The 25,458-nt window shown below is 68.8% G+C and carries 29 protein-coding genes, 1 tRNA gene and 1 pseudogene; 26 read left to right on the top strand and 5 right to left on the bottom strand.

Features of this window, described 5'->3' with window-relative positions:
• Positions 1–325: 325 nt before the first annotated feature.
• The gene (locus R2B38_RS19605) at positions 326–991 is read left to right on the top strand and encodes a bifunctional DNA primase/polymerase (RefSeq protein WP_318017392.1); all 666 of its coding nucleotides are present in this window, start codon (positions 326–328) and stop codon (positions 989–991) included.
• A gap of 56 nt (positions 992–1,047) precedes the next feature.
• Positions 1,048–1,620, top strand: a complete 573-nt coding sequence (locus tag R2B38_RS19600; protein WP_318017391.1) for a hypothetical protein — start codon at positions 1,048–1,050, stop codon at positions 1,618–1,620.
• Positions 1,621–1,864: 244 nt separating this feature from the next.
• Here R2B38_RS19600 and R2B38_RS19595 read toward each other — a convergent pair whose 3' ends face one another.
• From R2B38_RS19595 to R2B38_RS19585, 3 genes are all read right to left on the bottom strand, one after another.
• Positions 1,865–2,830, bottom strand: a complete 966-nt coding sequence (locus tag R2B38_RS19595; protein ID WP_318017390.1) for a DUF5926 family protein — start codon at positions 2,828–2,830, stop codon at positions 1,865–1,867.
• A 406-nt stretch (positions 2,831–3,236) separates the two neighbouring features.
• On the bottom strand, positions 3,237–3,788 hold the full coding sequence (locus R2B38_RS19590; protein ID WP_033285507.1) for an ATP-binding protein: 552 nt from the start codon (positions 3,786–3,788) through the stop codon (positions 3,237–3,239).
• Positions 3,789–4,018: 230 nt separating this feature from the next.
• The gene (locus tag R2B38_RS19585; RefSeq protein WP_318017389.1) at positions 4,019–4,852 is read right to left on the bottom strand and encodes a glycerophosphodiester phosphodiesterase; all 834 of its coding nucleotides are present in this window, start codon (positions 4,850–4,852) and stop codon (positions 4,019–4,021) included.
• A gap of 270 nt (positions 4,853–5,122) precedes the next feature.
• Between R2B38_RS19585 and R2B38_RS19580 the strand changes: the two genes are divergently transcribed.
• From R2B38_RS19580 to R2B38_RS19480, 21 genes and pseudogenes are all read left to right on the top strand, one after another.
• Positions 5,123–6,655: a S1C family serine protease gene (locus tag R2B38_RS19580; RefSeq protein WP_318017388.1), complete on the top strand. Its 1,533-nt coding sequence runs from the start codon at positions 5,123–5,125 to the stop codon at positions 6,653–6,655.
• Between the two features lie 193 nt (positions 6,656–6,848).
• The gene (locus tag R2B38_RS19575) at positions 6,849–7,445 is read left to right on the top strand and encodes a sigma-70 family RNA polymerase sigma factor (RefSeq protein WP_318017387.1); all 597 of its coding nucleotides are present in this window, start codon (positions 6,849–6,851) and stop codon (positions 7,443–7,445) included.
• The gene (locus R2B38_RS19570) at positions 7,438–8,397 is read left to right on the top strand and encodes a CU044_5270 family protein (protein WP_318017386.1); all 960 of its coding nucleotides are present in this window, start codon (positions 7,438–7,440) and stop codon (positions 8,395–8,397) included. Before R2B38_RS19575 ends, R2B38_RS19570 begins: the two co-directional genes overlap by 8 nt.
• Before the next feature lie 88 nt (positions 8,398–8,485).
• Positions 8,486–9,349 carry a GNAT family N-acetyltransferase gene (locus R2B38_RS19565; protein WP_318017385.1) on the top strand — a complete coding sequence of 288 codons (864 nt, stop codon included), beginning with the start codon at positions 8,486–8,488 and terminating at the stop codon, positions 9,347–9,349.
• 93 nt (positions 9,350–9,442) lie between these two features.
• Positions 9,443–9,529: transfer RNA gene (locus tag R2B38_RS19560), tRNA-Ser, on the top strand.
• Between the two features lie 457 nt (positions 9,530–9,986).
• Positions 9,987–10,676, top strand: a complete 690-nt coding sequence (locus tag R2B38_RS19555; RefSeq protein WP_318017384.1) for a hypothetical protein — start codon at positions 9,987–9,989, stop codon at positions 10,674–10,676.
• The gene (locus R2B38_RS19550; protein ID WP_318017383.1) at positions 10,642–11,769 is read left to right on the top strand and encodes an XRE family transcriptional regulator; all 1,128 of its coding nucleotides are present in this window, start codon (positions 10,642–10,644) and stop codon (positions 11,767–11,769) included. The genes R2B38_RS19555 and R2B38_RS19550 overlap by 35 nt, the downstream gene beginning before the upstream one ends.
• A gap of 549 nt (positions 11,770–12,318) precedes the next feature.
• Positions 12,319–13,056: a GntR family transcriptional regulator gene (locus R2B38_RS19545; protein WP_318017382.1), complete on the top strand. Its 738-nt coding sequence runs from the start codon at positions 12,319–12,321 to the stop codon at positions 13,054–13,056.
• A gap of 173 nt (positions 13,057–13,229) precedes the next feature.
• Positions 13,230–13,559, top strand: coding sequence for a hypothetical protein (locus R2B38_RS19540; protein ID WP_318017381.1), 330 nt, complete (start codon positions 13,230–13,232; stop codon positions 13,557–13,559).
• A gap of 2 nt (positions 13,560–13,561) precedes the next feature.
• Complete coding sequence (locus R2B38_RS19535) at positions 13,562–14,902, top strand: FtsK/SpoIIIE domain-containing protein (protein WP_318017380.1); 1,341 nt, start codon at positions 13,562–13,564, stop codon at positions 14,900–14,902.
• 72 nt (positions 14,903–14,974) lie between these two features.
• Entirely contained in the window at positions 14,975–15,142 is a 168-nt protein-coding gene (locus R2B38_RS19530; protein WP_318017379.1) for a hypothetical protein, read from the top strand.
• A gap of 78 nt (positions 15,143–15,220) precedes the next feature.
• A complete protein-coding gene (locus tag R2B38_RS19525) occupies positions 15,221–15,853 on the top strand; it encodes a DUF2637 domain-containing protein (RefSeq protein ID WP_318017378.1) in 633 nt (210 codons plus the stop codon).
• A gap of 20 nt (positions 15,854–15,873) precedes the next feature.
• The gene (locus R2B38_RS19520; RefSeq protein WP_318017377.1) at positions 15,874–16,056 is read left to right on the top strand and encodes a mobile element transfer protein; all 183 of its coding nucleotides are present in this window, start codon (positions 15,874–15,876) and stop codon (positions 16,054–16,056) included.
• A gap of 17 nt (positions 16,057–16,073) precedes the next feature.
• A complete protein-coding gene (locus R2B38_RS19515) occupies positions 16,074–16,448 on the top strand; it encodes a hypothetical protein (protein ID WP_318017376.1) in 375 nt (124 codons plus the stop codon).
• A 92-nt stretch (positions 16,449–16,540) separates the two neighbouring features.
• Positions 16,541–16,729 carry a hypothetical protein gene (locus R2B38_RS19510; RefSeq protein WP_318017375.1) on the top strand — a complete coding sequence of 63 codons (189 nt, stop codon included), beginning with the start codon at positions 16,541–16,543 and terminating at the stop codon, positions 16,727–16,729.
• Between the two features lie 5 nt (positions 16,730–16,734).
• Positions 16,735–16,950, top strand: coding sequence for a hypothetical protein (locus R2B38_RS19505; RefSeq protein ID WP_318017374.1), 216 nt, complete (start codon positions 16,735–16,737; stop codon positions 16,948–16,950).
• Entirely contained in the window at positions 16,947–17,771 is an 825-nt protein-coding gene (locus tag R2B38_RS19500; RefSeq protein WP_318017373.1) for a phosphoadenosine phosphosulfate reductase, read from the top strand. Before R2B38_RS19505 ends, R2B38_RS19500 begins: the two co-directional genes overlap by 4 nt.
• Positions 17,768–19,165, top strand: coding sequence for a replication initiator protein RepSA (gene repSA, locus R2B38_RS19495; RefSeq protein WP_318017372.1), 1,398 nt, complete (start codon positions 17,768–17,770; stop codon positions 19,163–19,165). The genes R2B38_RS19500 and repSA overlap by 4 nt, the downstream gene beginning before the upstream one ends.
• Positions 19,165–19,377: an excisionase family DNA-binding protein gene (locus tag R2B38_RS19490; protein WP_318017371.1), complete on the top strand. Its 213-nt coding sequence runs from the start codon at positions 19,165–19,167 to the stop codon at positions 19,375–19,377. Before repSA ends, R2B38_RS19490 begins: the two co-directional genes overlap by 1 nt.
• A pseudogene (locus R2B38_RS51335) lies at positions 19,377–19,694 on the top strand (site-specific integrase); the annotation flags it as partial. The gene R2B38_RS19490 and the pseudogene R2B38_RS51335, both read left to right, overlap by 1 nt.
• 331 nt (positions 19,695–20,025) lie before the next feature.
• A complete protein-coding gene (locus tag R2B38_RS19480) occupies positions 20,026–20,634 on the top strand; it encodes a tyrosine-type recombinase/integrase (RefSeq protein WP_411978575.1) in 609 nt (202 codons plus the stop codon).
• 165 nt (positions 20,635–20,799) lie between these two features.
• Here R2B38_RS19480 and R2B38_RS19475 read toward each other — a convergent pair whose 3' ends face one another.
• Positions 20,800–21,267: a DUF6083 domain-containing protein gene (locus tag R2B38_RS19475; protein ID WP_318017370.1), complete on the bottom strand. Its 468-nt coding sequence runs from the start codon at positions 21,265–21,267 to the stop codon at positions 20,800–20,802.
• A 174-nt stretch (positions 21,268–21,441) separates the two neighbouring features.
• Positions 21,442–22,344 carry a bifunctional DNA primase/polymerase gene (locus R2B38_RS19470; RefSeq protein ID WP_318017369.1) on the bottom strand — a complete coding sequence of 301 codons (903 nt, stop codon included), beginning with the start codon at positions 22,342–22,344 and terminating at the stop codon, positions 21,442–21,444.
• A gap of 370 nt (positions 22,345–22,714) precedes the next feature.
• Between R2B38_RS19470 and R2B38_RS19465 the strand changes: the two genes are divergently transcribed.
• From R2B38_RS19465 to R2B38_RS19455, 3 genes are all read left to right on the top strand, one after another.
• On the top strand, positions 22,715–23,026 hold the full coding sequence (locus R2B38_RS19465) for a hypothetical protein (RefSeq protein WP_033285529.1): 312 nt from the start codon (positions 22,715–22,717) through the stop codon (positions 23,024–23,026).
• A 263-nt stretch (positions 23,027–23,289) separates the two neighbouring features.
• Complete coding sequence (locus R2B38_RS19460) at positions 23,290–24,471, top strand: acyl-CoA dehydrogenase family protein (protein WP_318017368.1); 1,182 nt, start codon at positions 23,290–23,292, stop codon at positions 24,469–24,471.
• Entirely contained in the window at positions 24,468–25,457 is a 990-nt protein-coding gene (locus R2B38_RS19455; protein ID WP_411978476.1) for a bifunctional MaoC family dehydratase N-terminal/OB-fold nucleic acid binding domain-containing protein, read from the top strand. Before R2B38_RS19460 ends, R2B38_RS19455 begins: the two co-directional genes overlap by 4 nt.
• The last annotated feature ends 1 nt before the right edge of the window (position 25,458 follow it).

Raw genomic sequence — 25,458 nt, 5'->3', positions numbered from 1 at the left:
CAGCGGTCGTGATGGGTACGTACTCGGAGAAGGCCAGGGGTGGCTGGGGGCCACCCGGAACCTGGTGAAGGACCCGGGCGTCTTAACCACCGACGATCGTGCCCCATCCTCCCGTGGCGGAGGCGGAGAGAACTACGCGGGACGGCAAAACGCCAGACTTCGCCACCCCCAATCGCCACGCCCATGCTTTTCAAGCACGCACGGGTTCCCCTTGCCGAAGGCAGGGGTGTGATGCGCCAACAGGTACGCACAGTGAAGTGATCGACACATGGTGTGATGTGGTCCTCGGTGTTGCCAGCGGTGCAACGGAAAGGAACGAGCGCTCATGCGCGAGATCCTCGGAAAGCGACGCAGGCTCCTGTCCAGGCGAGACAACAGGAGGTCTGAGATGCTCAGCGCGGCCCTGACCTTCGCGACAGAATGGCAATGGCCCGTACTCCCGGGCGTGGCACCGGACCCTCAGGGCCGGGCCCGTTGCGGCTGTCCGGACCCCGACTGCACGGTCCCCGGCGCACACCCCTTCGATCCCGGCCTCCTCGCGGCCACCACCGACGCCCGGATGGTGCGCTGGTGGTGGGGCAACCGGCCCGCCGCCCCGATCGTCCTCGCCACCGGCGACAAGGCCCCCTGCGCGGTCAGCCTGCCCGCACCCGCGGCCTCCCGGGCCCTCGCCGCGCTCGACCGCCAGGGCATGCGCCTGGGTCCGGTCGTCGCCGCGCCGACCCGCTGGTCGCTGCTCGTCAAGCCGTACTCCCTGGAGCAGCTGGGCGAGCTGCTCTACGCCAAGGACCACGTCCCCGGCTCGCTCCGCTTCCACGGCGAGGGCGGCTACCTCGCCCTGCCCCCCTCCGAGACCGGCCAGGGCCAGATCCGCTGGGAGCGCGCACCACTGCCCGGCTCGTCCTCGCCCTGGGTACCCGACGTCGAGGCCGTGGTGGACGCCGTGGTCGAGGCCCTCACTCGTACGGGTGTGAGCGCGCCCGAGTTGTAGGGGTGTCGGGCGTGCGCGGGACATGGCGCCCGTAGTTGGTCGTTATCTTCCGCTCTATGAACCTTCGTCTGCTCGCCCTCGCGGGCGTCGCGGTGTGCGCGGTCGCGCTGCCGCTGGCCGTGGCGTCCGCGGGACCCGTACGCGACGAGGGTCACGCGGTCGTACGGTCCCTCTCCCTCGGTTCCTCCGACGACTCCTCCGGCGTCTCTGGCGGCGACGCCAAGGCGCCGTCCGTCGCACCCTCGCCCGCCCGCTCCCCGCTGACGCTCGGCCTGGGTCTCGCGACGGCGGCGCGCTGCGGACCCGAGGTCTCCTCCCCCGACGGCATCGAGGCGCAGACCTGTGTCATGACGCAGGGTGAGGACACCTGGGCGCGCACCTACTACCGGAACGCCACCGGCGACGACCTGGACGCGGTGCTGAGCCTCATGGGTCCGGCGGACCGCACCGTGCAGATGCACTGCGCCGTGGCGGCCGAGGACGAGCCCGCGCTGTGCGAGACACCCCGGGAGCGGACACGGGGCGAGCTGGCGGCCTACACGGCCGTTGCGGAGTTCGCGGGGCGGAGTGGGAGCGGGCCGCTGTTGCTGCGCTCGGGGAGCAACTCCTCGGCGCCTACGGCGAGTTGACGGACGACATCGTTCCGTACACGCGGGCCGGGCATGAAAAGACCCGGTTGCTGGCGACGGGGGATGCACCAGCAACCGGGCTACTCGAACGGTAACAAGAGATCGGCGGTTCGCAAATTCGATCTCGGCTATTCGGACACCGACTTCCCTTTCACAACGGGGAGTTGTGACAGGAGTCACCGGAGTGAACAGGCCTGTTGCGACTGAACGGCCGTTCAGTCGAACCCCTGCTCCCTTCCGGGTGTCAGCTCAGCGTGACCTGCCGGTTGGTGAGGCCGCCCCGCGCGCGGCGCTCGTCCGCGGTGAGCGGTGCCTCCGTGGCCAGAGCGGCGGTGAGGCGCTCGGCGAACTCGGCGGCCGGCTTCTCGATGTCGTCCGCGCCCATACCGCTCGGCAGGTCCCAGACCGGCACGGTCAGCCCGTGAGCACGGAAGGACCCCACGAGACGGGTGCCCTCACCGAGACCGGAGCGGCCCGCCGCGTGCAGCCGGGCGAGTCCGTCCAGAAGCTGCTCCTCCGGGTATGGCATGACCCAGCGCAGATGGTTCTTGTCCGGGGTCTCGCACCAGTACGCGGCGTCCACGCCCTGGAGCTTGACGGTCGGGATGGCGGCGGCGTTGGCGCGCTCCAGGGAGGCGGTCACCTCCGGCGCCGCGTTCTCCGCCTCCGGGACCCAGAATTCGAAGCCCGGGTGCACAACTGGCTCGAACGTGCCTTCCGGGTCGAGCAGATCCTGCAGTCGCGGACCCTCGGCGGGGGCGCGGCGGGCCTGCACCGGGGTGCCCGGGTCGGCGGCCAGCGCGCGCTGGAGGGTGTCGGCGAGGTCGCGGCTGATGTCGCCGGAGGCCGTGTCGTTCTGCAGGCCGAGCAGCACCGAGCCGTCGTCCCGGCGCAGGGCCGGCCAGGCCATCGGCAGCACCGTGGCGAGCGTGACCGACGGGACTCCTTCGGGGAGGCCGCCCTTCAGGGGCAGCGCGACCGTGGCCGCGGGCACCAGCTCGCGCAGCGCCACCCAGTCGCCCTCGCCGGGCAGCCCCTCGAAGGGGCGCTGCACCAGCTCGGTCACCGCGTGCGCGGCGGCCCGGCCGTGGCAGGCCTTGTAGCGGCGGCCGCTGCCGCAGGGGCAGGGCTCGCGGGCACCGACGACCGCGACCTCTCCGTCGCTGAGCTGCGGCCGCCTGGCCGTGGTCTGGGGGCGCTTCTTGGCCATCGTGGGTGTCTCCCGGTTACGGCTCGTCTCGTACGGGCGGGAGCCTAGCCGTTCACGCCATGACCGACGGGAGCCTGTGGACAACCCGGCGGGTGTGGACGGCGGCCTGTGGACGACGGGGGCGATGTGGACGGGTACGGGCCGGTGTTGTCGGACGTGGCTCGGGGCGGATGGATGTGGGCCGGGGCGAACGGATGTGGCTCGGGGCGGACGGATGTGGGCCGGTGCGGTCACGTGCGGTCCGGTGCGGACGGATGTGGCTTGGTGCGGACGGATGTGGGCCGGTGCGGTTGCCCGCCGTCCGGTGCGAATGGACGTGATCCGGTGCGGTCACGTGCGGTCCGGTGCGGACCGACGTCGATCGGCGCGGGCAGACACCGGCCGGCGAGTCAGGCGGCCGGGCGGCTCAGTCCAGGTCGTCGAACGCGTCCGCGAACTCCAGCCGGGGTATCGCCGACACCGTAGGAGCCGTGACGCGCGTAGCGAAGTCGTCGCGTCGGTGCCCGGCGTCCGGATCATGGACGTCGTCCTGCACGACGACCCATACGGTGACCTCGCCCCGGGTGTCGTCCCGGACACCCCAGTCGTCGGCCAGTGCGGTGATGATGTTCAGCCCGCGTCCGCCGTGCGCCGTGACCGACGGGGTGGCCGGGGCCGGGCGGGTCGGGCCGCCGCCGTCCGTCACCTCGACCGTGAGCCGGCCGCCCGTGTCCACGCGCCAGGCGCACCGGACGTCGCCGTCACCGGCCAGGGCGTCGCCCAGGGGCCTGCCGTGCTTGCACGCGTTGCTCAGAAGTTCGGAGAGGATCAGTACGGCATCGTCGATGACCGTTTCCGACACACCGCCCGTGCGCAGCTGGTCGCGCATGCGATGTCTTGCTTCCCCCACGCCCGCAGGGCCATGGGACACGGCCATGCTCGACGACGTGGGCACCTCCTGTGCCACCACCAACGCCACCCCCGAGACCTCCTTCGCCCCACGCCACGGTGTGGATGCCCCCTTGGCCTGTACCGGAAACCGGCCAATCCACGTTCAGTGACGCATTCGCAACGATCGAACACGGACCGAACGCGCCGGTGCACTCCCTGTAATCGAGTGGCTTGTTTTCGACGGTGTGGCCGGGTTCGGAGGATGGTGCAGGTGGGGTGGCCGGGTCAAGGGGTGTTTGGCGGTCTTTATGAGGTTGTTTACCGCCCTCGGCCGAGCTGGCTCAGAACGGCCCCCGGCCGGTTGGTGATGATGGCGTCAATGCCCAGGTCAACGCAGAGATCGACGTCCTCGGGCTCGTTGACCGTCCACACGTGCACCTGGTGACCGGCGTTTTTCAGCCGCTCGATATACGCAGGGTGATTGCGCACGATCCGGATCGAGGGGCCTGCGATCCGGACACCGGCCGGAAGTCGACCGTCCCGCAGGCGGGGTGAGAGGAACTGCAGCAGGTAGACGGTCGGCAGCGTCGGGGAGGCGGCCCGCACCCGGTGCAGCGAGCGCGCCGAGAAGCTCATGACCCGTACCGGGGAGTCGGCGGCGGAGGCCGGGGCGTCCAGGCCGAAGCGCTTCAGGAGTACCAGCAGCCGTTCCTCGACCTGGCCCGCCCAGCGCGTCGGATGCTTCGTCTCGATGGCCAGCTCCACTCGCCGGCCCGCGTCCGCGACGAGTTCGAGCAGCCGCTCCAGGGTGAGCACGGAGGTGTCCTCGCGGTCCTCCGGGAGGTGCTCCCAGTCGGGCTCCTCGTCCCGCGTCGTCCGGGAGTCGCGGCCCTTCCAGGACCCGAAGTCGAGAGTGGCCAGGTCGGCCAGCTCCAGCGCCGAGACCGCCCCGCGCCCGTTCGACGTGCGGTTGACGCGGCGGTCGTGGACGCAGACGAGATGGCCGTCGGCGGTCAGCCGTACATCGCATTCGAGGGCGTCCGCACCGTCCTCGATCGCCTTCTTGTAGGCGGCGAGAGTGTGCTCGGGGGCCTCTTCGGAGGCTCCGCGGTGGGCGACGACTTGGATCCGGTGCTGCCGTGCGAGGGTCACCGCGTCATGGTGCCACCGCGACGGGGAAGGCGTGGAACCGAAGGGTCGTGGACGGCTCGTAGGGGCTATGTCGGTTTAGCCCGACAGGTCCCTTATAAAGGTTCGCCATGGACGCACAGGCACCGCTTATGGTGCTCTGACGGCCGGTGGGAAAAGCTGACGGCATACAAAAACACATGCACAGCTGTTTCGCGCCGGACCGATCGACAAGCGTGAAGAGTGTGACCGCATGCTTCCGAGAACAACAGCCGTGGACCGAGGAGAAGAGCTGTGAGCACCGAGAACGAGGGCACTGAGGTACCCCCGGCCCCGTCTGCACCTCCTGTGCCGGTGGAATCTCCCGCAGCTTCCCCGCAGGCGGCTGCGGCCGAGGGGGGCGCGCCCACCACGCAGCTCCCGCCGGTGCCTCCGGGCGCCCCGCAGGACACGCCGTACGCGGGCCCCGCTCCGGCGTACGCCGGAGCGCCCCCGCAGGGCACGGGATCCGCTCCCGACGCCGCCTGGCCGCCCCCGCCGCCCGCCACCCCGTCGTACGCCGACAGCGGCACGGGCGCGGGCGCGTACGGCGGCGAGGGCGTCGGCGGATACGGGGGCGACGGCTACGGAGGTGACGGCGCCGGAGCAGGTGGCGGCTGGGGCACGCCGTACCAGCAGCAGCCCGCGCCCAAGAAGCCCGGTGGCGGACGCGGCGGTCTGATCGCCGCCGTGCTGATCGCCGCGCTGGTCGCCGGCGGCCTGGGCGGTGGCCTCGGCTACACACTGGCCAAGGACAACGACGACAACAGCAACTCCACCACCGTCTCCGCCGACACCGGCAGCAGCGCCTCCGTGAAGCGCGACCCGGGCACCATCGCGGGCGTCGCCGCCAAGTCCCTGCCCAGCACGGTCACCATCGAGGCCGAGAGCACCAGCGGCGAGGGCGGCACGGGCACGGGCTTCGTGTTCGACACCCAGGGCCACATCGTCACCAACAACCACGTCGTCGCCGACGCGGTCGACGGCGGCAAGCTCACGGCGACCTTCCCGGACGGCAAGAAGTACGACGCCGAGATCGTCGGCCACGCCCAGGGCTACGACGTCGCGGTCATCAAGCTCAAGAACGCCCCCAGCAACCTCAAGCCGCTCGCCCTCGGCGACTCGGACAAGGTGGCCGTCGGCGACGAGACGATCGCCATCGGCGCCCCCTTCGGCCTGTCGAACACGGTGACCACGGGCATCATCAGCGCCAAGAACCGCCCGGTGGCCTCCAGCGACGGCAGCTCCACCAGCAAGGCGTCGTACATGAGCGCCCTGCAGACCGACGCCTCGATCAACCCCGGCAACTCGGGCGGCCCGCTGCTCGACGCGCAGGGCTCGGTCATCGGCATCAACTCCGCGATCCAGTCGACCAGCAGCGGCGGCCTCGGGTCCACCAGCCAGTCCGGTTCGATCGGCCTGGGCTTCGCCATCCCGATCAACCAGGCGAAGTACGTGGCCCAGCAGCTGATCAAGACCGGCAAGCCGGTGTACGCCAAGATCGGCGCCTCCGTCTCCCTGGAGGACAGCACCGCCGGGGCGACGATCACCGCCGAGGGCGTCAGCGGCGCCTCCTCGGTGGAGGCCGGCGGCCCCGCGGCCAAGGCGGGCCTCAAGGCCGGCGACGTCATCACCAAGCTCGACGACTCGGTGATCGACAGCGGCCCGACCCTCATCGGCGAGATCTGGACCCACAAGCCGGGCGACAAGGTCAAGATCACGTACAAGCGCGGCGGTACGGAGCACACGACCGACCTGACCCTCGGGTCGAGGGTCGGCGACAGCTGATGCGGCTGACGCGGCTGCCGTAGCGCCAGACGATCAACCGGCGGGCCGGGCGAGGACTTTCCTCGCCCGGCCCGATCGTTTTGTGCCCTCCACGCGTGCGTGCGCCACGAGGGAACCGGATTCCTCCCTGCGGCGAAGTACGGGTGAAAGCCCAGTCTTCATCAGCGTGTTCGCATGGACGAGAGGAGCCCCGATGACCGTCGGACCAGGCGTCAGGGTGGGGCAGGACAGCGACGCCTCGGTGATCGAACGGTCGTGGGACGAGCCCGAGGCATTCGCCGTGCTCTTCGACCGCCACGCCGACTCCGTGCACCGTTACGCGGCGCGCAGGCTCGGTACGGAGGTCGCCGAGGACCTGATGGCGGAGACGTTCACCACCGCCTTCCAGCAGCGCTTCCGGTACAACACGGAACTGGCCGACGCCCGCCCGTGGTTGTTCGGCATCGCGACCAACCTCATAGGCCGGCACCGGCGCGCCGAGGCCCGGCTGCCGTCGGCCGCCCGCGCCGACGGTTCGCAGGACCCGGTCGCCGACCGCGTGGCCGCGAAGGTCAGCGCACAGGCCGTACGGGGCGAACTGGCCCTGGCGATGGCCCGGTTGCCCGCCCGGCACCGGGACGTGCTGCTGCTGGTCGCCTGGGCCGACCTCGGCTACGAGGAGGTCGCCCGCGCCCTGGAGGTACCGGTGGGGACGGTCCGGTCACGGCTGCACAGGGCCCGCAGAAAACTTCGCGACGCATTGGGCGGATCCGACCCGACAGCCTTCCGAGAGGAATCCGACGATGAGTGAACCGAGGAACGAACTCCAGCTCCTGAGGGAGTGGGACGCGGACACGCCCCCGCTGACGGACCCCGCACGCGCGCGTGCCCTCTTCCGCCTCCACCAGGCGATGCTCACGCCCACCACCCTCGCTCCCGCGACCGTACGACGCCGTCCGGTGCTGCGGATGGCGGTGGCGGGCGTCGCGGCGGCGGCGGTGGCGGTGGCGACGAGCGTGGTGATCGCCGCGAACGACGACTCCTCGCCCCGCACCCAGCCGGTGAGCGCGACCACTGTGCTGCACGGCGCGGCGGCCGAGGAACGCCGCCTGGAGAAGCCGATCGCCCCGCGCGACGACCAGTTCATCTACACCAAGGAGATCATCAAGGAGACCCCGGCCAAGGGCGGCCGGACCCGGACGTACGTCGACGAGAGCTGGAACTCGGTCGACGGCTCCAAGAAGTCCTACGTCAGCGAGCTGGGCCGCAAGCAGTGGGTCCCGGTGTTCGCTCCGGGCCAGGGCACCTGGCCGCCGACCAAGTGGACCGAGCTCGAGCAACTGCCCACCGATCCGCGCAAGTTGGTGATCACCTTGCGGGACATGGGCGGAAAGCCGGACTACAGCAAGCCGATGAGGGCCGCCGACTGGCCGATGACCCAGGTCTTCGTCTCCGGTCTGCTCCGCGCCCCCGTCCTGCCGAAGGGGCTGCGCGCCGCGGCCTACGAGGCGCTGGCCACCGTCCCCGGCATCAAGGTCCTGCCGCACCAGAAGGACGCGGACGGCCGCGTGGGCGTCGGCATCCAGTACGTGGGCCCCGCCGGGACCCCCTGGGGGAAGGGCGGCCCGGTCCTGGTCTTCGACCCGAAGACGTACCGGTACCTCGGCATGCACGATCGGCGCACGGCGGGCGGGACGACGTACGAACAGTGGACGTACATCGCCGCGAGCGCCGTGGTGGACCGGGTGATGCAGCGGCCGTAGGGACGTGCCGAGGGGCGTCGCCTGCCGGGCGGCGCCCCTGTTCCGGGGAACCACGGACGTGGGCCCGTGGCGCGCGAAATCATGAACCATGCGACCGGACGACTGGTACCTCACCGAAGACCTGGACGACTTCCTCGCCGGAGGCGGGGAGTTCCTGCGCTCGCGCCCCGCGCCGCACACCACGGCGTTGACGACGATGGAGAGACTGCGCACGCACGGTTCGGCCGAATACGGCGGCGGAGCAACCCTGTTCGGCCGACTGGAGCGAGCGGGCGAGATCGACGCCACCTTCTACCGCCTCCCCGCTCGCGGCCTGGCACCCACCTCCCTCACCCCCGAGCAGGCCAACACCCTCGCCGCCCGCCTGGTGGACGTCGGGCACGCCGTTCCCTACGTCACCGCGGACGAGGAGACCGCCACCGTGTTCGCTCAGGCATGGCAGCGGCACACGGGCGCGACGTCGAAACTCCGCGTCCGGCTCCACCTGTACCGACTCGGCACCCTCACGCCTCCGGAGCCGTTCCCGGAGGGCCACGCCCGGGTCGCGCGCGAGGAGAACCATGCCCAAGTCGTCCACTGGTGCCACGAGTTCGCCGCCGCCGTCGACGAGGTCCTCCCCGCCTCCTGGGCCGACACCCGCTTCGCGGACAAGCACTTCACGTTCTGGGAGACCCCGGACGGCACCCCGGTCTCCATCGCCGGCTCGACCGCGAAGATCGGCGGCATGGTTCGCGTGGACCCCGTATACACCCCGCCCCACCTCCGCGGCCACGGCTACGCCGCCGCCGTGACGACCGAGGTGACCAGAGCCGCATTGGCCACGGGCGCCAAGGAGATCGTCCTCTTCACGGACCCGGGCAACCCGACCAGCAACGCCCTCTACCGACGCCTCGGGTACGTCCGCATCACCGACTGGGCCGTGTACGACTTCTCGGGCGCGACGCCGGAGTAGCCCCGCCCGCCCGGCGAACCCGGACCACGGACCCCGCGCGAGGCCCGAGCCCGGTACGCTGTACCCGCTCCGTCCCTGGTGGGCGTGTGCGCAGGTGGGTTGCCCGAGCGGCCTAAGGGAACGGTCTTGAAAACCGTCGTGGCAGCGATGTCACCGTGGGTTCAAATCCCACACCCACCGCAGGTGAACGGCCCTGACCAGGTCAATCGGTCAGGGCCCTTCTCATGTGCGCTGTCGATCAGCCACTGTGGTTCCCCGTCAGTTACCGGTGGATCGGGCACGGCAAGGGCACAGAACGTTGTGATCCCTAGCTCTAACCATATGAGCCAGCGGAGCCGCGTTTCCGGCCCTGACGTGTCGTTGCTGGGCGTGCTGGCCACGACGGTTGCTGTCTCGGGTGTTCTACTGCCGCCTGCGTGGTCCGTGTTGAGCCTCTGACGGCCAACGGAGAGATGAAGTAGACAGCGAGTCCCTCGAACGTCATCGCACGGCCAGCCCTGCCGATCATGAACAGCGTTGTCAGTCCCATGGTGTTGCATGGCTTGGGATGCCGCTTCTGCCCACAGGTGCAGCGATCTTCCTCAAATTTCACCTCACCTGAGGTATGGTTTGAGGAAGTTGGGACCTCGGAGGTGCCGTGAGCCAGTTCCAAGGGCAGACCCCTGCCCGCCCCAGCAAGGTCGTTCAACCAGAGCAAGCTGAGAGCCGCCTGGCGGCGATGGGTCTGTCGGTTGTTAATATCCGCAACAGCGTCGCAGCAGGCGACGATGCTCGGAGCCGTGTCTCGCTTCGCTACTACCCGCGGAACTTTCCCGGGATCACCATGTGGGCCGAGACGCTTGCGGCCCTCCGACGCGAACTGCTGAAAGCTCGACAAGGGTGGCGAATCGGGCAGACTGGTAACTACGAGACGGTCTATTCAGCGGATCGTCGGCTTGCGTTCGCCGTTGTAGCGGGCGATCGATTCACTGGCATTGATGGCGATCGGCCTCCCCGCCTGACCCGGAAGCGCGGACCTAAGACGAAGGAGCGAGTCGACCGCAACGCGAAATACCAGCAACTTGCGTTTGAAATCGACCTACCAGTGCGGGCTGCTGAGCTTCCGCCTGACGAAGCCTGCTCTACGTGGTTTCTCGTTGTCCATGCTGATGACGACCACATCCGCGTGGAGCTCTCTCTGCCTGTCGACGCAGAGAATGGAATCGTTGGAGAGTGGGTCGAAAGGATTCTGATCGACCCGATTCCCACCTCCGGGGCGGTCGCACCAATTGAGCCGGGCGAGGACGACGACGATGACGGAGAACCGATGGTCACAAGGACAGCTTGATTATCCTTCGTTTAACCATACTCGTCTCACGATGGCGCGCGAGCGTCGAGGCCTGACAAAGCAGGGCCTCGCCGAGCTTTGTGGTGTGTCGCGACGAGCCGTCTCGGGATGGGAAGCCGGAGAGGTGGACAACCCACCTCTCGACTTGCTTGCGCGCGTTTTGGATCTGCCTGAAAGCTACTTCCAGACAGATGACGCCCCTCATGTCGAGGAAGAGTGGGTAAGTTTTCGAGCGCTGTCGTCTATGACGGCTAGGCAGGTCCATCGCATCCTGTCCATTAGCTCATTGGGAGTTCTTCTCAGCGGCTGGGTCGACAAGCACTATGGAACCCCGCCTCCCGAGCTCCTTGACCTATCGGAGACCTCTAGCCTCACGCCGGTGGCCGCTGCTGAACAGGTGCGATCAGCCTGGGGGCTGCATCAAAAGCCCGTGAAAAATATGCTCGCATTGGCTGAACGGAGGGGGGTTCGTGTCTTTTCCCTCCCGATTACTGATAGGGAAATCGACGCGTTCTCGTTTATGTACGAGGGTCGCCCATTCGCCTTTCTGAATACTTCAAAAACTGGCGAGCGGATGCGTTTTGATCTTGCTCACGAGCTAGGTCATCTCGTCCTGCATCAGGGTTCTAAGAGGAATCGCTCTCGTGCGACAGAACAAGAAGCGCAAGACTTTGCATCAAGTTTCTTGATTCCGGCAGATGGGCTATTTGCGCAGGTCGTTGGTCGACTTCGCTTGGATGACGTATTTAAGCTCAAAGCCTACTGGAAGGTCTCTGCGGTGGCGATGGTGGAAAGGCTCTATCAGCTTGAGCTGATCTCTGAGTGGAACCGTCGCCAGTGGATGATTGATCTGTCTCAGCGCGGCTATAGGACGTCGGAACCTGATGGAATCCATCCAGAGACTTCTCAACTGTTTACTGAAGTATTCCGCCTTGCGCGAGAAGACGGCTGGAGTTCGCGCCGCATCGCCGAAGAACTGCATGATAACAGTAATGATCTAGACGCCCTCGTTTTCGGACTCTCGATTGCCGCGATCTCTGGTGGAGGTCAGGTGGGACCGGCTAAGCAAGGCCACCTCTCTGTGGTGAAGTAAGGGCCTCTGCGTATTGTCGATCGCAGCCGATACCCACCACTTTCCCCAGCTCCCATCCCGTCCGCCGTCGACCCACACACCGTGGAGCGGGCGTGGTTCATGGCGTCCAGGTGGAGCGCGCCACTGTACGAACGACCTGGACGCCATGGGCCGCGTCTGCTCGGCTCTGCCTGGGTCGGCGGTGGTCGGGATGGGAGCTCTCCGCGCACGCCACTATGGACCGGTGGTCGGCAGCGGCGCCCCCCTCCATCCCGGTGTCGGCCGATCCCCCGCCGGAGGCATCGTCTTGACCGTGGCACTCGTCCGGTGGTCATCCCATCGCCCTGGCCTCTCACGTGGGCGCGCGTCGGCGCAGCGCGGGCGGAGCGAGCCGAAGGCAGGAGCGGCGCCCGCAGCGGAGCCGGGAGCGCGCCCGGCGGAGCGGAGCGCAGCCGGGGCTTGATGAGGTAGAGAAACCTGTAACAAGTCGGCTCCGGCATCCGGTGGGATTCGTGCGCTTACCGGGTACCCGGTAGCCTGAAACCACCCTAGGGAACTGGAGGCTGATCGATGCCCGAAACGGCACGGCAGATCGCCGATGACCTGCGGGCACGGATTGATGCTGGTGAGTTCGGACCTGGTCGCCGACTTCCCGGGGAACCCGCGCTCGTCAGGGAGTACGGCGTAGCCAAGATGACAGCGAACGGCGCACTGAAGCTGCTCGTGACTGAAGGAGTCGCGGTATCGCGCCCCGGCTCCGGGACTTATGTCCGAGAGTTCAAGCCGATCTTGAGGGACGCCACGAAGCGCCTGTCTCGCGACCAGTGGGCAACTGGCAAGTCGATCTGGTCAGCGGATGTTGGCGAGCGCCCCATGCTCCCCGCGGATCTTGAGGTGTACGAAGAGGAAGCGCCGCGCTGGGTCGCTCGCGCTCTTGGCTTGGATGACGGAGGGCGCGTTGTCATCCGCAGTCGGCGGTACCTCGTTGATGGCGAGCCGGTACAGATGGCGACCTCCTACCTTCCTGCCGACCTGGCGCGTGACTCGCGTATCGCTGAGCCCGATCCGGGCCCTGGCGGGATCTACAAGCGCCTGGCAGAGATGGGTGCAGAACCCGTGCACTTCAACGAGGACCTCCGCGCTCGAATGCCGAGTTCGGAGGAGTCCTCCGCATTGTCGATCCTGCCCGGTACGCCTGTGATCGAGATCTGCCGCACGGCATACACCTCTGACGGCAAGGCCGTTGAGGTCAACAGGATGTTGCTTGATGCTGGCGCGTACGCCCTGCGGTACAGCTTCGGAAGCTGACGCTTCGTCAGAAAATGACTTCGCGCAACAAAGGCCCACTTCGGTGGGCCTTTTTTGCTGCGCCAGGAAGCACTTCAACAGCAGAGACCCTTGACCTCCCTAGGGAGCTTGCCGTTAAATCTCCCTAGGGAGGTTCTTCGGCCTCTCGATCTCGGCTCTGTGAGGAGTACTTCATGCCGTCCTTCAAGATCGATGTTTCGACCGCGATGGTGTTCGTGGCGACCGCGCCGACGCCGAAGCTCGCCAACAAGCAGACCGGGGAGCGGGCCATGGACCGGGAGACCGGTGCGGGCCTGTCGACGGTGGGTCTGCTGATCTCGGACGAGGGAGAGGGCAACCTCTACCAGGTCACGATCCCCGAGACGGGTATCCCCGAGGGCCTGATGCCGGGTACGCCGGTGCGGGTGGTCGGACTCAAGGCGCGTGACTGGGAGAACGAGTTCAACGGCCAGAAGCGGCACGGGATCTCGTTCCGCGCGGTCGCCGTGGCGCCGGGGGCCTGACCATGACGGACCTGGCGACCTGGCTGGAGGCCGGGACCATAGCAGCCGGTGCCGGTGGCCTCGGCTACGCCAAGTACCGCGCTCCGCGCGTGTACTGGTCGGTGGTGGGCCTGCCCTGCACGTGGGGCCGGTTCACCTGGACCTACCGGGACACGATGGAGGTGTGCGGGCTGACGGTGCAGCCGTCCGGCTTCCGCGCCTTCGTGAAGCGAAGCCTGGCCCGTGCCGAGGTGCGGCCGGTGCCGCCGAAGGTCCGCCGTGTGCGGGGTACCTCGACCGGTCTGCGGGTCACTCTCCGGCTTCCGGCCGGCCTGGAACCCGCCGATCTCGCCGCGTCCTCCGAGCGTCTGCGCCACGCGTGGGGCGTGCGGTCTGTGATCGTGCGGGAGACCAAGCCCGGCTATGTCGAGTTGCGCATGACCGGGTGGGACGTGCTGCGCCGGGTCAAGCTGCCGCGCAAGGCTCAGCCGCGTGACCTGGTCGTTCCGGTAGCGCTGCGGGAAGACGGCACCGTGTTTGTGCGGGACTACCGCAAGGTGCCGCACGCCCTGACCTTGGGCGCGAACCAGTCCGGGAAGTCGATGTATCAGCGCAACCTGATCAAGGGGCTGGCTCAGTTGCCGGTCGGTTTGATCGGTATCGACTGCAAGCGCGGTGTGGAACTCGGCCGGTACGCGTCGCGTCTGTCGGCGCTGGTCACCGATCCTCAGTCGGCCGGGGACCTGATCGACGCGCTGGTCGCAGAGATGGAAGAGCGTTTCGACCTGCTCGCCCTGTACGGGGTCTCGGACCTGTGGGAACTCCCCGACGAGGTCCGGCCGGTGCCGCTGATCGTGCTGGTGGACGAGATCGCGGAACTGTTCTTCGTGACCTCGAAGAAGGACGAAGCGGCCCGCGATCACACGGTCATGAACCTGGTCCGGCTGGGCCAGATGGCCCGCGCGATCGGCGTCTACCTGGAGGTGTGCGGGCAGCGCTTCGGCTCCGACCTGGGCAAGGGCGCGACCGCGCTGCGGGCTCAGCTCACCGGCCGGGTCGTGCACCGCGTCAACGACAAGCAGACCGCCGACATGGGGCTCGGCGACATAGCCCCGGATGCCGTGATGGCCGTGACCGCCATCGCCCCGGACCGCCCCGGTGTCGCAGTGGCCGGCGACACCTCCGGCGGCTGGTCCCGCATCCGCACCCCCGAGACCACCCCCGGCGAGGCAGCGGCCGTGTGCCGCCAGTTCGCCCACCTCACCCCGGAACTGCCGTTCCTGGCTCCGTTCCGGCCGGTCGGCCAGATCATGCCGCCGATGCCCGCGGCACCGCCGCTCGCGGTCCCGCAGCAAACCCCCTGATCACCAACCCACCCAACGCACGTGCGCCACGCCCCTACCCGAGCCATGCCGAAAACCGGAAGGACATCGCTCATGGCACGCAAGACCAGCAAGCCCCCGACGAAGCAGTGCCCGCCGTGCAAGGGCACCGGCGAGGTCTACCGCACCATCCGCGTCGGCCGCAGGCAGCGGCCCGTTGGCCAGCAGACCGGTATCTGCCTGAACTGCCTGGGCTCCGGCGAGATCCCCGCCGACGACTGAAGCCCGCCGGGGCCGGGCGGCCGGACACCGCTCCCCGCCCGTCCTCTGGCCCAACTCCCTGCGAAGGAGGTGAAGACCGTGTCCCGCTCGTTGCGCATCGACGCCGTACTCGTCCAAGCCGTAATCGCCGGAGCCCTGTCCTTCGCCCACCTGCACGACCTCGCTGCCGCTGCCGGACAGACCGGATGGAAGGCCTGGGCCTACCCGGTCTCCGTCGACCTGCTCCTGGTCGCGGTGTGGCGGCGGCTGCGCACCGAACGCTCGAAGCTGGCCTGGTTCTGGTTCCTGATCGCCCTGGTCGCCTCACTCGGCGCGAACATCGCGACCGCCGGACTCCTCGACCTCGACCACGTGCCGGACTGGCTGCGCATCCTCGTCGCAGGCTGGCCTGCCCTGGCCTTCCTCGGCGGCACCCTGCTCGCCCACCAACCCGCCGACTCCACCCCGGAGCCGCAGTCGGAGCCCCGGACCGCGCCGGTGATCGACCGCCCCGAGACCCCGGTACCGGCGCCGGAGATCACTGCGCCGGAGCCCGCACCGGCACTCCCCAAGGCCGCCCCGGCCGTGCCCCCGGCGCTGGTCGACCACGCCCGCAAGGTCGCGGCCGAACACCGCACGCGCACCGGTACCGCGATTGATACCGCGACTCTGCGTGTCCGGCTCGGCGTCCCGGAAGACCTCGCCGGTGCGATCGCCGCCCAACTCGCCTAACAGACAAGGAGGTTCACTCCATGCGCCCGAACCGCTTCTCCAACGTGATCCGCATCGGCCCGGTCAAGGTCGGCACGTTCAACAACGGACGTGGCCAGACCAAGCACACCGCCGCCTGCACCGCCCCGAACTGCGGCTTCTCCACCGAACACGAAGACCGCTCCGCCGCCGAACTCGCCGCCCACACCCACAAGTGCACCTGACCAGAAGGGACGGTCCGATGCAGTTACCCGAAGACCAGTTCCGCGCCGGTCACATCCCGGCCGACCTCTACCGGCAGATCCCCCACGGCACCGACCTGCGCAAAGTCGTGATCGTGCAGGAAGCACCCCGCTCCTACAAAGGCCCGATCGTTCTGACTTTGGTCGTCATCGCCGGATCGATCGCCGTGCTCCTGGTCATCGCCTTCGTCGTCCAGGTCATCGCCGGTGCAGCCATCGCTGTCCTGTCAGCCAGCGGCGGACTCAGCTACACGATCAACCGCAGCAAGAAACGGGAGTTATCCCGCGCGGGCACCCGGCGGCGTTCCCGCACGCCGCACAAGACCACGACGCGCTCCCGGCCCATCAAGTCCAAGAGCCACAAGCGCAGGTAGCACCCTCCGGGGCGGCATCGGTCGCCAAACTTCCGCCGCCCCGGACGGCCCACCACTTCCTGATCTTCCGATCCGAAAGGGCTCCGTCCATCATGCCTGTTCGTCTCCCGAACCGTCCGGTCTGCCACCACTGCGACGGCTTCCCGGTCGTCTCCGTCACCACCGGTGCCCGCCACCTCGACGGCTCCCGCGCCCTGCTCCGCGTCGTCTGCTCCGTCTGCGACGGCACCGGTCACGCGCTCCCGCGGCCCGTCTCCGTTCTCGTTCCGGCCGGGAGGTGACCGCGATGTTCCACAAGCTCCCCGCCGACCTTCGGCCGACCGAGGACAGCCCGGGCCTGCGCGTCAAGACCGGTACCCGCTACAGCCGCTCGCAGGGCGACTACGTGTGCGGCGGCTGCGGTGCCGAGGACCACGCCAACGGCGACACCGACGTCAAGAACCTGGTCGAGGACTACAGCGCCAACCACGGTGCCGCCCACCGTGCGGAGGCCAGGCGATGACGGAGACTCAAAGCCCTCTGCGCACGTTCTCCTTCGGCGGCGGCTGGCAGTCCATGGCAGCCCTGGTCCTGGCCGCTCAGGGCCGGATCGACTTCCAGACCTTCCTGTTCGCCAACGTCGGCCAGGACTCCGAAAACCCCCACACCCTGCGCTACGTCGAACGCTACGCCGCACCCTTCGCAGCCGCTCACGGCCTGACACTGATCGAGCTGGAACGGCACATCGGCAAGCAGCACGAACGGACCGAGACGATCCGCGGCCGCATCATCAACAGCAACGGCAGCCGCCAGACGATCCCGGTCTTCCTGACCAACGGCAAGCCGGGCAAGCGCAACTGCACCTACGACTTCAAAGTCCTGGTGACCGGGGCCTGGCTGAAGGCGCACGGCGCAACCGAGGACCACCCGGCCACGGTCGCCATGGGCATCAGCCTGGACGAGATCGGCCGCGCCAACGCAGGCAAGGCCATGCCGTATGAGCGGCTCGTCTACCCGCTCCTGGACCTGAAGATCCGCCGTGCGGACTGCCCGCGCATCATCCGCTCTGCGGGCCTGCCCGTGCCGCCGAAGTCGTCCTGTGACTTCTGCCCGATGCGGAAGATCCCCGAATGGCAGGCCATGCGCGAACAGGACCCCGCGCGTTTTGAGCGGGCCTGCCAGGTCGAGGACACCATCAACACCCACCTGGCAGCCAAGGACAAGCGCCCGGTCTATCTGACCCGGTTGGGGCGCCCCTTGCGGGAGCTGTTCAAGGGCGGAGACCAACTGCCCCTGTTCGACACCGACGATGAAGGCTGCGACAACGGGTGGTGCTGGACGTGACCAACCCCGCCATCGCGGCGGGCCTGGACGTGGCCACCCTCAGCGACGTGCTGAGGGTGGCCGGTTCGGCCCACTTCGACCGCTGGCAAGACCAGATCAAGCGTACGGGCGGCTGCTCCGACCCGATCCGGCTTGCTGGAGCTACGAAGACCATCGACCCGACCACGAAGACCGTGCTGTACGCGTACACGACCGAGCATGAGCCGGGCGGCATGCTGCGGATCGCGTGCGGGAATCGCCGTGCCTCCCGCTGCCCCGCGTGCGCCTGGACCTACGCCGGTGACACCTACCACCTCATCCGCGCCGGACTCGTCGGCGACCCCGACAAGGGCACCCCGCACACGATCCGGGATCACCCGCGGGTCTTCGCCACCCTCACCGCGCCCTCGTTCGGTCCGGTCCATAACCGTCCTGGCACCCGGGCCTGCCGCTGCGGGCAACGCCACAGTGAGGACGCGCCCGAACTCGGCACTCCGCTCAACCCCGCCTCGTACGACTACGCGGGCGCGGTGCTGTGGAACAACCACGCCTCCGATCTGTGGCGCTACTTCACGATCTACCTGCGCCGCGAGATCGCACGCCGCGCGGGCCTGACCCAGAAAGCAGCCCGCGAACAGTCCCGCGTCGCCTTCGGCAAGGTCGCCGAATACCAAAAGCGCGGAGCTGTCCACTTCCATGCCGTGATCCGCTTCGACGGACCAGACGGCCCCGACAGTCCGCCGCCTGCCTGGGCGACCCTCGACCTGCTCGACGATGCGATCCGTGCCGCCGCCGCCCGCGTCACGGTCGACGTGCCGCCCGTGGGTGATGAGCCAGCCCGCTCGCTGCGCTGGGGCACACAGCTCGACGTCCAACCAATCAACGCGTTCGGCCACGGAGAAGAGATCACCGAAGCGGCAGTCGCCTCCTACGTCGCCAAGTACGCCACCAAGGCAGCGGAGACCACAGGCACGGTCGACCGCCGGATCGGCAACAAGGAAGCCCTCGTACTGCTCGGTGTCCCGGACCACCCTCGACGCCTGATCGAAGCCTGCCTTGACCTCCACTCGCTCTACCCCGACCGCAAGCTCCGGGACTGGGCCCACATGCTCGGCTTCCGCGGCCACTTCTCCACCAAATCCCGCCGCTACTCCACCACCCTGGGCGCCCTCCGACAGGTGAGAGCCGACTACCGCGCCGCCCAACACCGCGAAGCCCTGGGCCTGCCCGACCCCGAGGACAACCCGGAGGCAACCACGCTCACCCTCGCCCACTGGACCTACGCAGGCCACGGCCACACCCCCGGCGAATCCTGGCTCGCAGCCAACATCCGCCGCGACATCCAACTCAACCGCGAAACCGCGCGCGAAGAGGTCGCCAACGTGGCGGACTTTGAGGCAAAGGGGGAGTGGTGATGGCTGATCAACTCTTGGACGTCAAGCAGGTGGCCACTCGCCTTGGCACAGGGGTCCGCTTCCCTCGTCGGCTGATCGAAGAACGCCGCATCGCCTTCGTCAAGGTCGGTCGCAACGTCCGGATCTCGGAACGGGCGCTGGACGAGTACATCGCTGCGAATACCGTGCAGCCGGTCGTTCTCCGACCCACAGGCCTTAGGAGGGCTGCCTGATGGCGGGGAAGCGCAAGTCTCGCCGGGGCTTCGGCAGGATTCGGAAGCTGCCCTCAGGGCGGTACCAGGCTCGCTACCCGGGGCCTGACGGGGTGTTGCGGCCTGCCGACCGCACGTTCGCCACGACCACGGACGCCGATCGGTGGCTGGCAAAGAAGCGCATCGAGATCGAAGACGGCCGCTGGATCGACCCTGCCGAAGGACAGACGACGGTCCGGGATTGGTCGGCTCGTTGGCTGGCGGCTGTGTCACCGCAGCTCAAGCACAAGACACAGGCGTCGTACCGATCGTTGATCAACTCGCTGATCAACCCGGCACTTGGGGACCGTGAGCTGTCGAGTCTGAGGCCGATCACCGTGACGGAATGGGTTGCGCAGATGCGAACGAGGGGGCTCAGCCCGTCGCGCATCCGGCAGGCGTACCGAGTGCTGTCGCAGGTCATGGCCTCGGCTGTCGACAACGACCTGATCGCCCAGACACCTTGCCGGGGCGTGCGCCTCCCGAGAATGCCGCAGACCGAGCCGCACATCCTGACGCCGCTCGAAGCCTCTCGCGTCGTGCGCAATGCCGACAAGCCGCATGACCTGCTGATCGCGCTCCTGGCCTTCGCTGGCCTGCGGGTGGGCGAGGGCTTCGCACTGCGCCGCGATGATGTCGACGTGGCGGGCGGCACGGTGCTGGTTGACGAGAACCTCGCTGAGGCGAACGGCGCCCTGGTCTTCGACACCCCGAAATCTCATCAGAAGCGGCTACTTCGCGTGGCGCCCACCCTCGCGAAGCGGCTCGGGAAGCACCTGGAGACTCTGCCCGACGATGGCCGTGCGCTGCTGTTCACCACGCCCGCGGGCAAGCCGCTGCACTACAACCAGTGGCGCAAGGCCTATGCCCGACGATGGCCGTGCGCTGCTGTTCACCACGCCCGCGGGCAAGCCGCTGCACTACAACCAGTGGCGCAAGGCCTACTTCGATCCTGCCGTGTCGGCGGCTGGTCTCACCGACGTGACCCCGCACGATCTCCGGGCCTCGCACGGGACTTGGGTAGCCGACAAGTACGGTGTCATGACGGCCGCTCACCGCCTTGGGCATTCGAACGCGAGCGTGACGACTCGGCACTACGCCCGTCCGGTGGCTGGCCGCGATGACCAGGTGGCCGAAGCCTCAGACGCGTGGGTCAACGGGCACGATCTTGACCGAGGGGCACGTAGCGGGCACGACGACGATGACGACGGCTTGGCGGGGGCGCTCGTACCCGTCTGACCTGCGGCGGAGACCTCACCGCTCGTGATCGGCGAAAGGTCTTGAAAACCGTCGTGGCAGCGATGTCACCGTGGGTTCAAATCCCACACCCACCGCAGCATGAGAGCCTCCGGCCGGTGAGATCGGCCGGGGGCTCTCGTCGCGTCCGCGGCCCGTGTGTGCCCGTCATTCCTCGTGCTTCAGGCACACGAACTCGTGAGCGGGAATCACGGGCTCGCCGGGCGTGGGATCGATGGCGCCGATCCTGATGGCCACCGTCGCCACCGGGACCGGGGTGTTCGCCGCCTTCGGGTGCATCAAGCGCCAGCGGTGCCCGGGCGGGACCTTCTTGGCCGGTAGCTCGAATGTGGCCAGTTCGACCCAGCGGTCGTAGTTGGTGGGATAGCAGCGCACCGGCGCATGGCACTGCCGGCAGGTGCGTGGCTCGACCCACTCCACGTCGTCCGGGTCGAACTCGGGATCCGGTGCCGCTGTGGCGCCCTCGCACACGGCAAGCTCGTTGGCGACCTCGTCCCAGCACCTGTCGCAGAGGTCGGCCGACAGGGGAATGAACCGTCCGCGCTCACGGACGTCGGGCCCGTTCGAGGAGCACAACAGGCACTCAGGCCGGCTGACACCGTGGGGAACCGCCATTTTCCGAGTGTGCGTGCCCGGTACACCATTCAAACAGGGCGCCTTTCGGCCTTATTCGCCGAAGTCGCACTTCAGTGGCCTGATCGACGCACAGGTGTCACTACTGCCTCAAACCGGCCGCGCCTGCTCGGTTCTGTCTGGGACGGTGTGGTCGGGACGGAAGCTCCCCCGCGCTCACGGCCGATGCCCCGTCATCCGAGCCGCTGAAGCGATCGTCGCCCGCGCTTCCCGTTCCGACAGACCCGTGCCCAGGGCCGCCTCGACCAGGGGGTCCACCAGAGCCGGCCCGATGTCGTTCTCGTAGGCGCGGCAGGCCGCCCAGAAGAGGCGGGTGTTGCGCTGGCCCTCGTGGGCGGCGAGGACGAACTGGACCAGGCCCTGGCCGTGTTGGCCGGTCGAGGTGGGGGTGGGGTGGTTCGTGCGGGGCGGGGGGAGCAGGAGGCGCAGGAGTGAGGGTGGGCAGGGCGCGGGGGCCAGGTGGGCGGTGGCCGGGGCTGCGCCGTAGAGGCCGTGGTCCGTGCGGGAGCCGGGGCCCACCAGGTAGCCGCCGGCGCCGCGGATGTCGATGCCGGGGGCGAGCCGGCCCGCGGAGTTGGGGACGACCACGTCGGGCGGGCCGGTGAGCCAGAGGTGGCGGCCGCCGCTGGGGGTCAGGACGACGACGGTCTCGGGGATCGTGAACAGGTGGCGGAGGGCCAGTTCGCGCAGGGCGGACGAGGAGTCCGTGCCGGACTTGGTGTCGAGGTCGACGCCGATCAGGTGGTGCGGGGGCAGTCCGCACGCGATGCCGTAGCCGGTGGCCCAGGGCGCGGCGGCGAACAGTTCGCGGATGCGCGCCGGGTCGGTCGAGGCGTCGTACACCCCGTGGCCGAGGCGGCCGCATTCGCCGTGGCAGCGCGGGCTCATGGGGTCCGACGTCCCCGCTTCGCCCGCCGGGGGCAGCGGGTCGTCGCGGTGCGGGGAGCGCAGGGCCGGGAGTTTGGTGCGGGACAGGGGGATCACGGCCAGTCCGCGTTCGGCGGCTGACAGGGCGTGTGCGAGGGCCAGCGTCGTGGCCTGCCGGTCGGTGGTGGCCATGCCTCCATGTTCGTACGAGTGTTCGAAAAAGGGAAGAGGGGGAGGCGGCGACTCGCCGGGCTGGGCGGATTGGCCGGAAATCTGGCGGAACGCTTCGCCTCTTGGGGCGCCTGGGGGTGAGGTGTCCGTACTGCCCCGAACTGCGGCTTCAAGGTAGGTGAAGGGGTTTATCGACTTGTCATCACGCTTCAGGGGGAATAACCGCTTCCGCTCTGGTTCGCCGGGGATTCGGTGGGCAACTCTGGTTCCGCGACGTCGTGCACAACACCGAGGCGGTTGGCCAACTGCCTTGGCGGAAGCAGTACTTGAAGCCGTAGTTCATGTGCGTTCGGCCACGGAGCCGGTACGCACCCTGTTCTGGAGGAACAACATGGCAAGCATCCGTACCGCCCGCGTCATCGCCGCCGTCTCCGCCCTCCCGCTGGCAGCCGCCCTCTTCACCGGCGTCGCGGCGGCGGACAACGGCGCCATCGCGGGCAACGGATCGAACGCGGGTGTGGCGACCGTCAGCGGCAGCGGGGTCGGGCACGACAACAAGGGCAACTCCTCCACCACACAGCAGCAGGCGGTCGGCTCGGGGGCCTCGAACCAGAGCAACACCGCCCAGGTCAACGGATCCGCGTTCACCGCCATCAACCAGGGAAACTCGAACGTCGCCGTCAACTTCGCCAACTTCTGGTAGCCGCGCCCCACTTCCGCGTGGGGATGCGCGGGGGTGTGTGAGGTGTGCTCTCTGGAGTCGTAACGCGTCTGCGCGGTGGTGCTTCGGCACCGCCGCGCAGGCGTTTTTCGTGCCCCACGCGCGCGTGCCCGCCGGTGGGGCGCCTGTGGTGAGGCGCCCGTAGGGAACGACCTTGACAGTGCACGGTATCTGACGGACAGTCAGAAACCCTCGTCCGTACGACCGAGACAGCTACGACTACGACGCCCCGGAGGTCCGCCGTCGTGCACCTCGCCCCCACCGAACGCCAGCGGCGGTTGCGCGCCGAACTCCGTGCGTACTTCGCCGCGTTGATGCCGGACGGACCACCCCGCGCGGACGACCCCCAGGGGCAGCGGGCTCTCCTGCGCCGCATCGGAGGCGACGGCTGGCTCGGGCTCGGCTGGCCGGTCGAGTACGGCGGTCAGGGGCGGGGCGCGGACGAGCAGTTCGTGTTCTTCGACGAGGCCTACCGCGCGGGCGCGCCCGTGTCGATGGTCACCCTGAACACCGTCGGACCGACCCTCATGAAGTACGGCAGCGAGGAACAGAAGGCCGCCCTCCTGCCGGGCATCCTGCGCGGGGACATCGTCTTCGCCATCGGCTACAGCGAACCCTCGGCCGGCACGGACCTCGCGTCCCTGCGCACGCGCGCGGTACGCGACGAGCGGGGCTGGCTGGTCGACGGGCAGAAGATCTTCACCTCCAACGCCCACAACGCCGACTGGATCTGGCTCGCCTGCCGCACCGACCCCGAGGCCCCCAAACACCGCGGCATCTCGATCGTCCTCGTCCCGACCGACGCCCCCGGCTTCTCGTGGACCCCGATCGAAACGGTCGGCGGGCAGCGGACGACGGCCACGTACTACGACGGGGTCCGCGTCCCGGCCGGCAACCTCGTCGGCGCGGAGAACGAGGGCTGGTCCCTCATCACCAACCAGCTCAACCACGAGCGGGTCGCCCTCGCCGCGACCGGAATGCAGGCCGAGGAGTTCTACGCCGCCGTGCTCACCGCCGCCCGCACGCCCGATCCGGTGACGGGGCGGCGCCGGGTTGACGAGCCGTGGGTGCGGTCCCAGCTGGCCGAGGCACATGCCCGGCTGGCGGCAACGCGCCTGCTCAACTGGCGTTTGGTGGGTGATGTCGGGGCGGGCCGGCTGGCGCCCGGCGACGCGAGCGGCGTGAAAGTCGTGGGAACCGAATCGACGGTGGCGGTGTACCGAATATGTCAGCACATCGCCGGGGCGGACGGGCCGGCGGGACTGGCAGGACTGGTGCGTTCGGGCTCGCCGGGCGTGTTCGGGGACGGCGAGCTGGAGCGGTTGAACAGGGCGGCACAGATCAACACGTTCGGGGGCGGGGTGAGCGAGGTGCAGCGGGAGATCGTCGCGACGATGCGGCTCGGGATGACGAGGGGGCGGAGGTGAGCACAGTGGTGGTCGATGAGTTGGGGGCGCGGCTCAAGACGTACGAGGGGCGTGCGGCCGCCGTCGCGGGCAGCGGCAAGGACCCTGTCAACGAGCCGATGATCAGGCACTGGTGCGAGGCGATGGGCGACACCAGTCCCGCGTACGCGGGCCCGGACGCGGTCGCCCCGCCCACCATGCTCCAGGCGTGGACCATGGGCGGCCTCTCCGGACACACGGGACGCACGGGCGCCTACGACGAGCTGTTCGACCTCCTCGACGCGGCGGGCTGCACCTCGGTGGTCGCCACGGACTGCGAGCAGGAGTATCTGCGGCCCCTGCGGCCGGGCGACGAGGTCACGTTCGACGCGGTGATCGAGTCGGTGTCGGACCGCAAGACGACGAAGCTGGGCACGGGGTACTTCGTCACGACACGCATGGACGTCCGGGTGGGCCCGGACCTCGTCGGCACCCACCGCTTCCGCATCCTCAAGTACGCCCCCGCACGCCGGAAGGAGGAGGGGAAAGGGGAGGGGAAGGGGACTCGTGCGCGGCGGCCCCGGCCCGTCGTCAACCGGGACAACGCCGGGTTCTGGGAGGGCGTGGAGCGCCGTCAACTCCTCATCCAGCGCTGCACGGACTGCGGGACACTGCGCCACCCCTGGCTGCCCGGCTGCAACGCCTGCGGAGGCCTGGACTGGGACACGGTCGAGGCGAGCGGCGAGGGCACGGTCCACTCGTACGTGGTGATGCACCACCCGCCCTTCCCCGCCTTTGATCCGCCGTACGCGGTCGGGTTGATCGAGCTGGCGGAAGGCGTACGGATCGTGAGCAACGTGGTGGGGGTGCCGTTCGACAAGGTCCGCATCGGGCTGCCGGTGCGGCTCGAATTCCGGCGGTACGACGAACCTCAGGGGCCCGGCGACGAGGACGGGCCGCTGGTGCTCCCCGTCTTCCGTGTCCAGGAAGGCCGTGTCCAGGAAGGCCGAGAGGGCGGGGTGGGCTGAC

This window comes from Streptomyces sp. N50 (assembly GCF_033335955.1).
Taxonomy (GTDB): Bacteria; Actinomycetota; Actinomycetes; order Streptomycetales; family Streptomycetaceae; genus Streptomyces.
Note: the sequence above shows the minus strand (reverse complement) of the source record. Positions and strands in the feature narration are given on the sequence as shown.

Coding starts and splice junctions, on each gene's coding strand:
- R2B38_RS19605 (WP_318017392.1), top strand. CDS start 326: ATGCGCGAGATCCTCGGAAAGCGACGCAGGCTCCTGTCCAGGCGAGAC.
- R2B38_RS19600 (WP_318017391.1), top strand. CDS start 1,048: ATGAACCTTCGTCTGCTCGCCCTCGCGGGCGTCGCGGTGTGCGCGGTC.
- R2B38_RS19595 (WP_318017390.1), bottom strand. CDS start 2,830: ATGGCCAAGAAGCGCCCCCAGACCACGGCCAGGCGGCCGCAGCTCAGC.
- R2B38_RS19575 (WP_318017387.1), top strand. CDS start 6,849: ATGACCGTCGGACCAGGCGTCAGGGTGGGGCAGGACAGCGACGCCTCG.
- R2B38_RS19570 (WP_318017386.1), top strand. CDS start 7,438: ATGAGTGAACCGAGGAACGAACTCCAGCTCCTGAGGGAGTGGGACGCG.
- R2B38_RS19565 (WP_318017385.1), top strand. CDS start 8,486: ATGCGACCGGACGACTGGTACCTCACCGAAGACCTGGACGACTTCCTC.
- R2B38_RS19550 (WP_318017383.1), top strand. CDS start 10,642: ATGACGGAGAACCGATGGTCACAAGGACAGCTTGATTATCCTTCGTTT.
- R2B38_RS19545 (WP_318017382.1), top strand. CDS start 12,319: ATGCCCGAAACGGCACGGCAGATCGCCGATGACCTGCGGGCACGGATT.
- R2B38_RS19540 (WP_318017381.1), top strand. CDS start 13,230: ATGCCGTCCTTCAAGATCGATGTTTCGACCGCGATGGTGTTCGTGGCG.
- R2B38_RS19535 (WP_318017380.1), top strand. CDS start 13,562: ATGACGGACCTGGCGACCTGGCTGGAGGCCGGGACCATAGCAGCCGGT.
- R2B38_RS19530 (WP_318017379.1), top strand. CDS start 14,975: ATGGCACGCAAGACCAGCAAGCCCCCGACGAAGCAGTGCCCGCCGTGC.
- R2B38_RS19520 (WP_318017377.1), top strand. CDS start 15,874: ATGCGCCCGAACCGCTTCTCCAACGTGATCCGCATCGGCCCGGTCAAG.
- R2B38_RS19515 (WP_318017376.1), top strand. CDS start 16,074: ATGCAGTTACCCGAAGACCAGTTCCGCGCCGGTCACATCCCGGCCGAC.
- R2B38_RS19510 (WP_318017375.1), top strand. CDS start 16,541: ATGCCTGTTCGTCTCCCGAACCGTCCGGTCTGCCACCACTGCGACGGC.
- R2B38_RS19505 (WP_318017374.1), top strand. CDS start 16,735: ATGTTCCACAAGCTCCCCGCCGACCTTCGGCCGACCGAGGACAGCCCG.
- R2B38_RS19500 (WP_318017373.1), top strand. CDS start 16,947: ATGACGGAGACTCAAAGCCCTCTGCGCACGTTCTCCTTCGGCGGCGGC.
- R2B38_RS19490 (WP_318017371.1), top strand. CDS start 19,165: ATGGCTGATCAACTCTTGGACGTCAAGCAGGTGGCCACTCGCCTTGGC.
- R2B38_RS19480 (WP_411978575.1), top strand. CDS start 20,026: ATGATGTCGACGTGGCGGGCGGCACGGTGCTGGTTGACGAGAACCTCG.
- R2B38_RS19475 (WP_318017370.1), bottom strand. CDS start 21,267: ATGGCGGTTCCCCACGGTGTCAGCCGGCCTGAGTGCCTGTTGTGCTCC.
- R2B38_RS19470 (WP_318017369.1), bottom strand. CDS start 22,344: ATGGCCACCACCGACCGGCAGGCCACGACGCTGGCCCTCGCACACGCC.
- R2B38_RS19465 (WP_033285529.1), top strand. CDS start 22,715: ATGGCAAGCATCCGTACCGCCCGCGTCATCGCCGCCGTCTCCGCCCTC.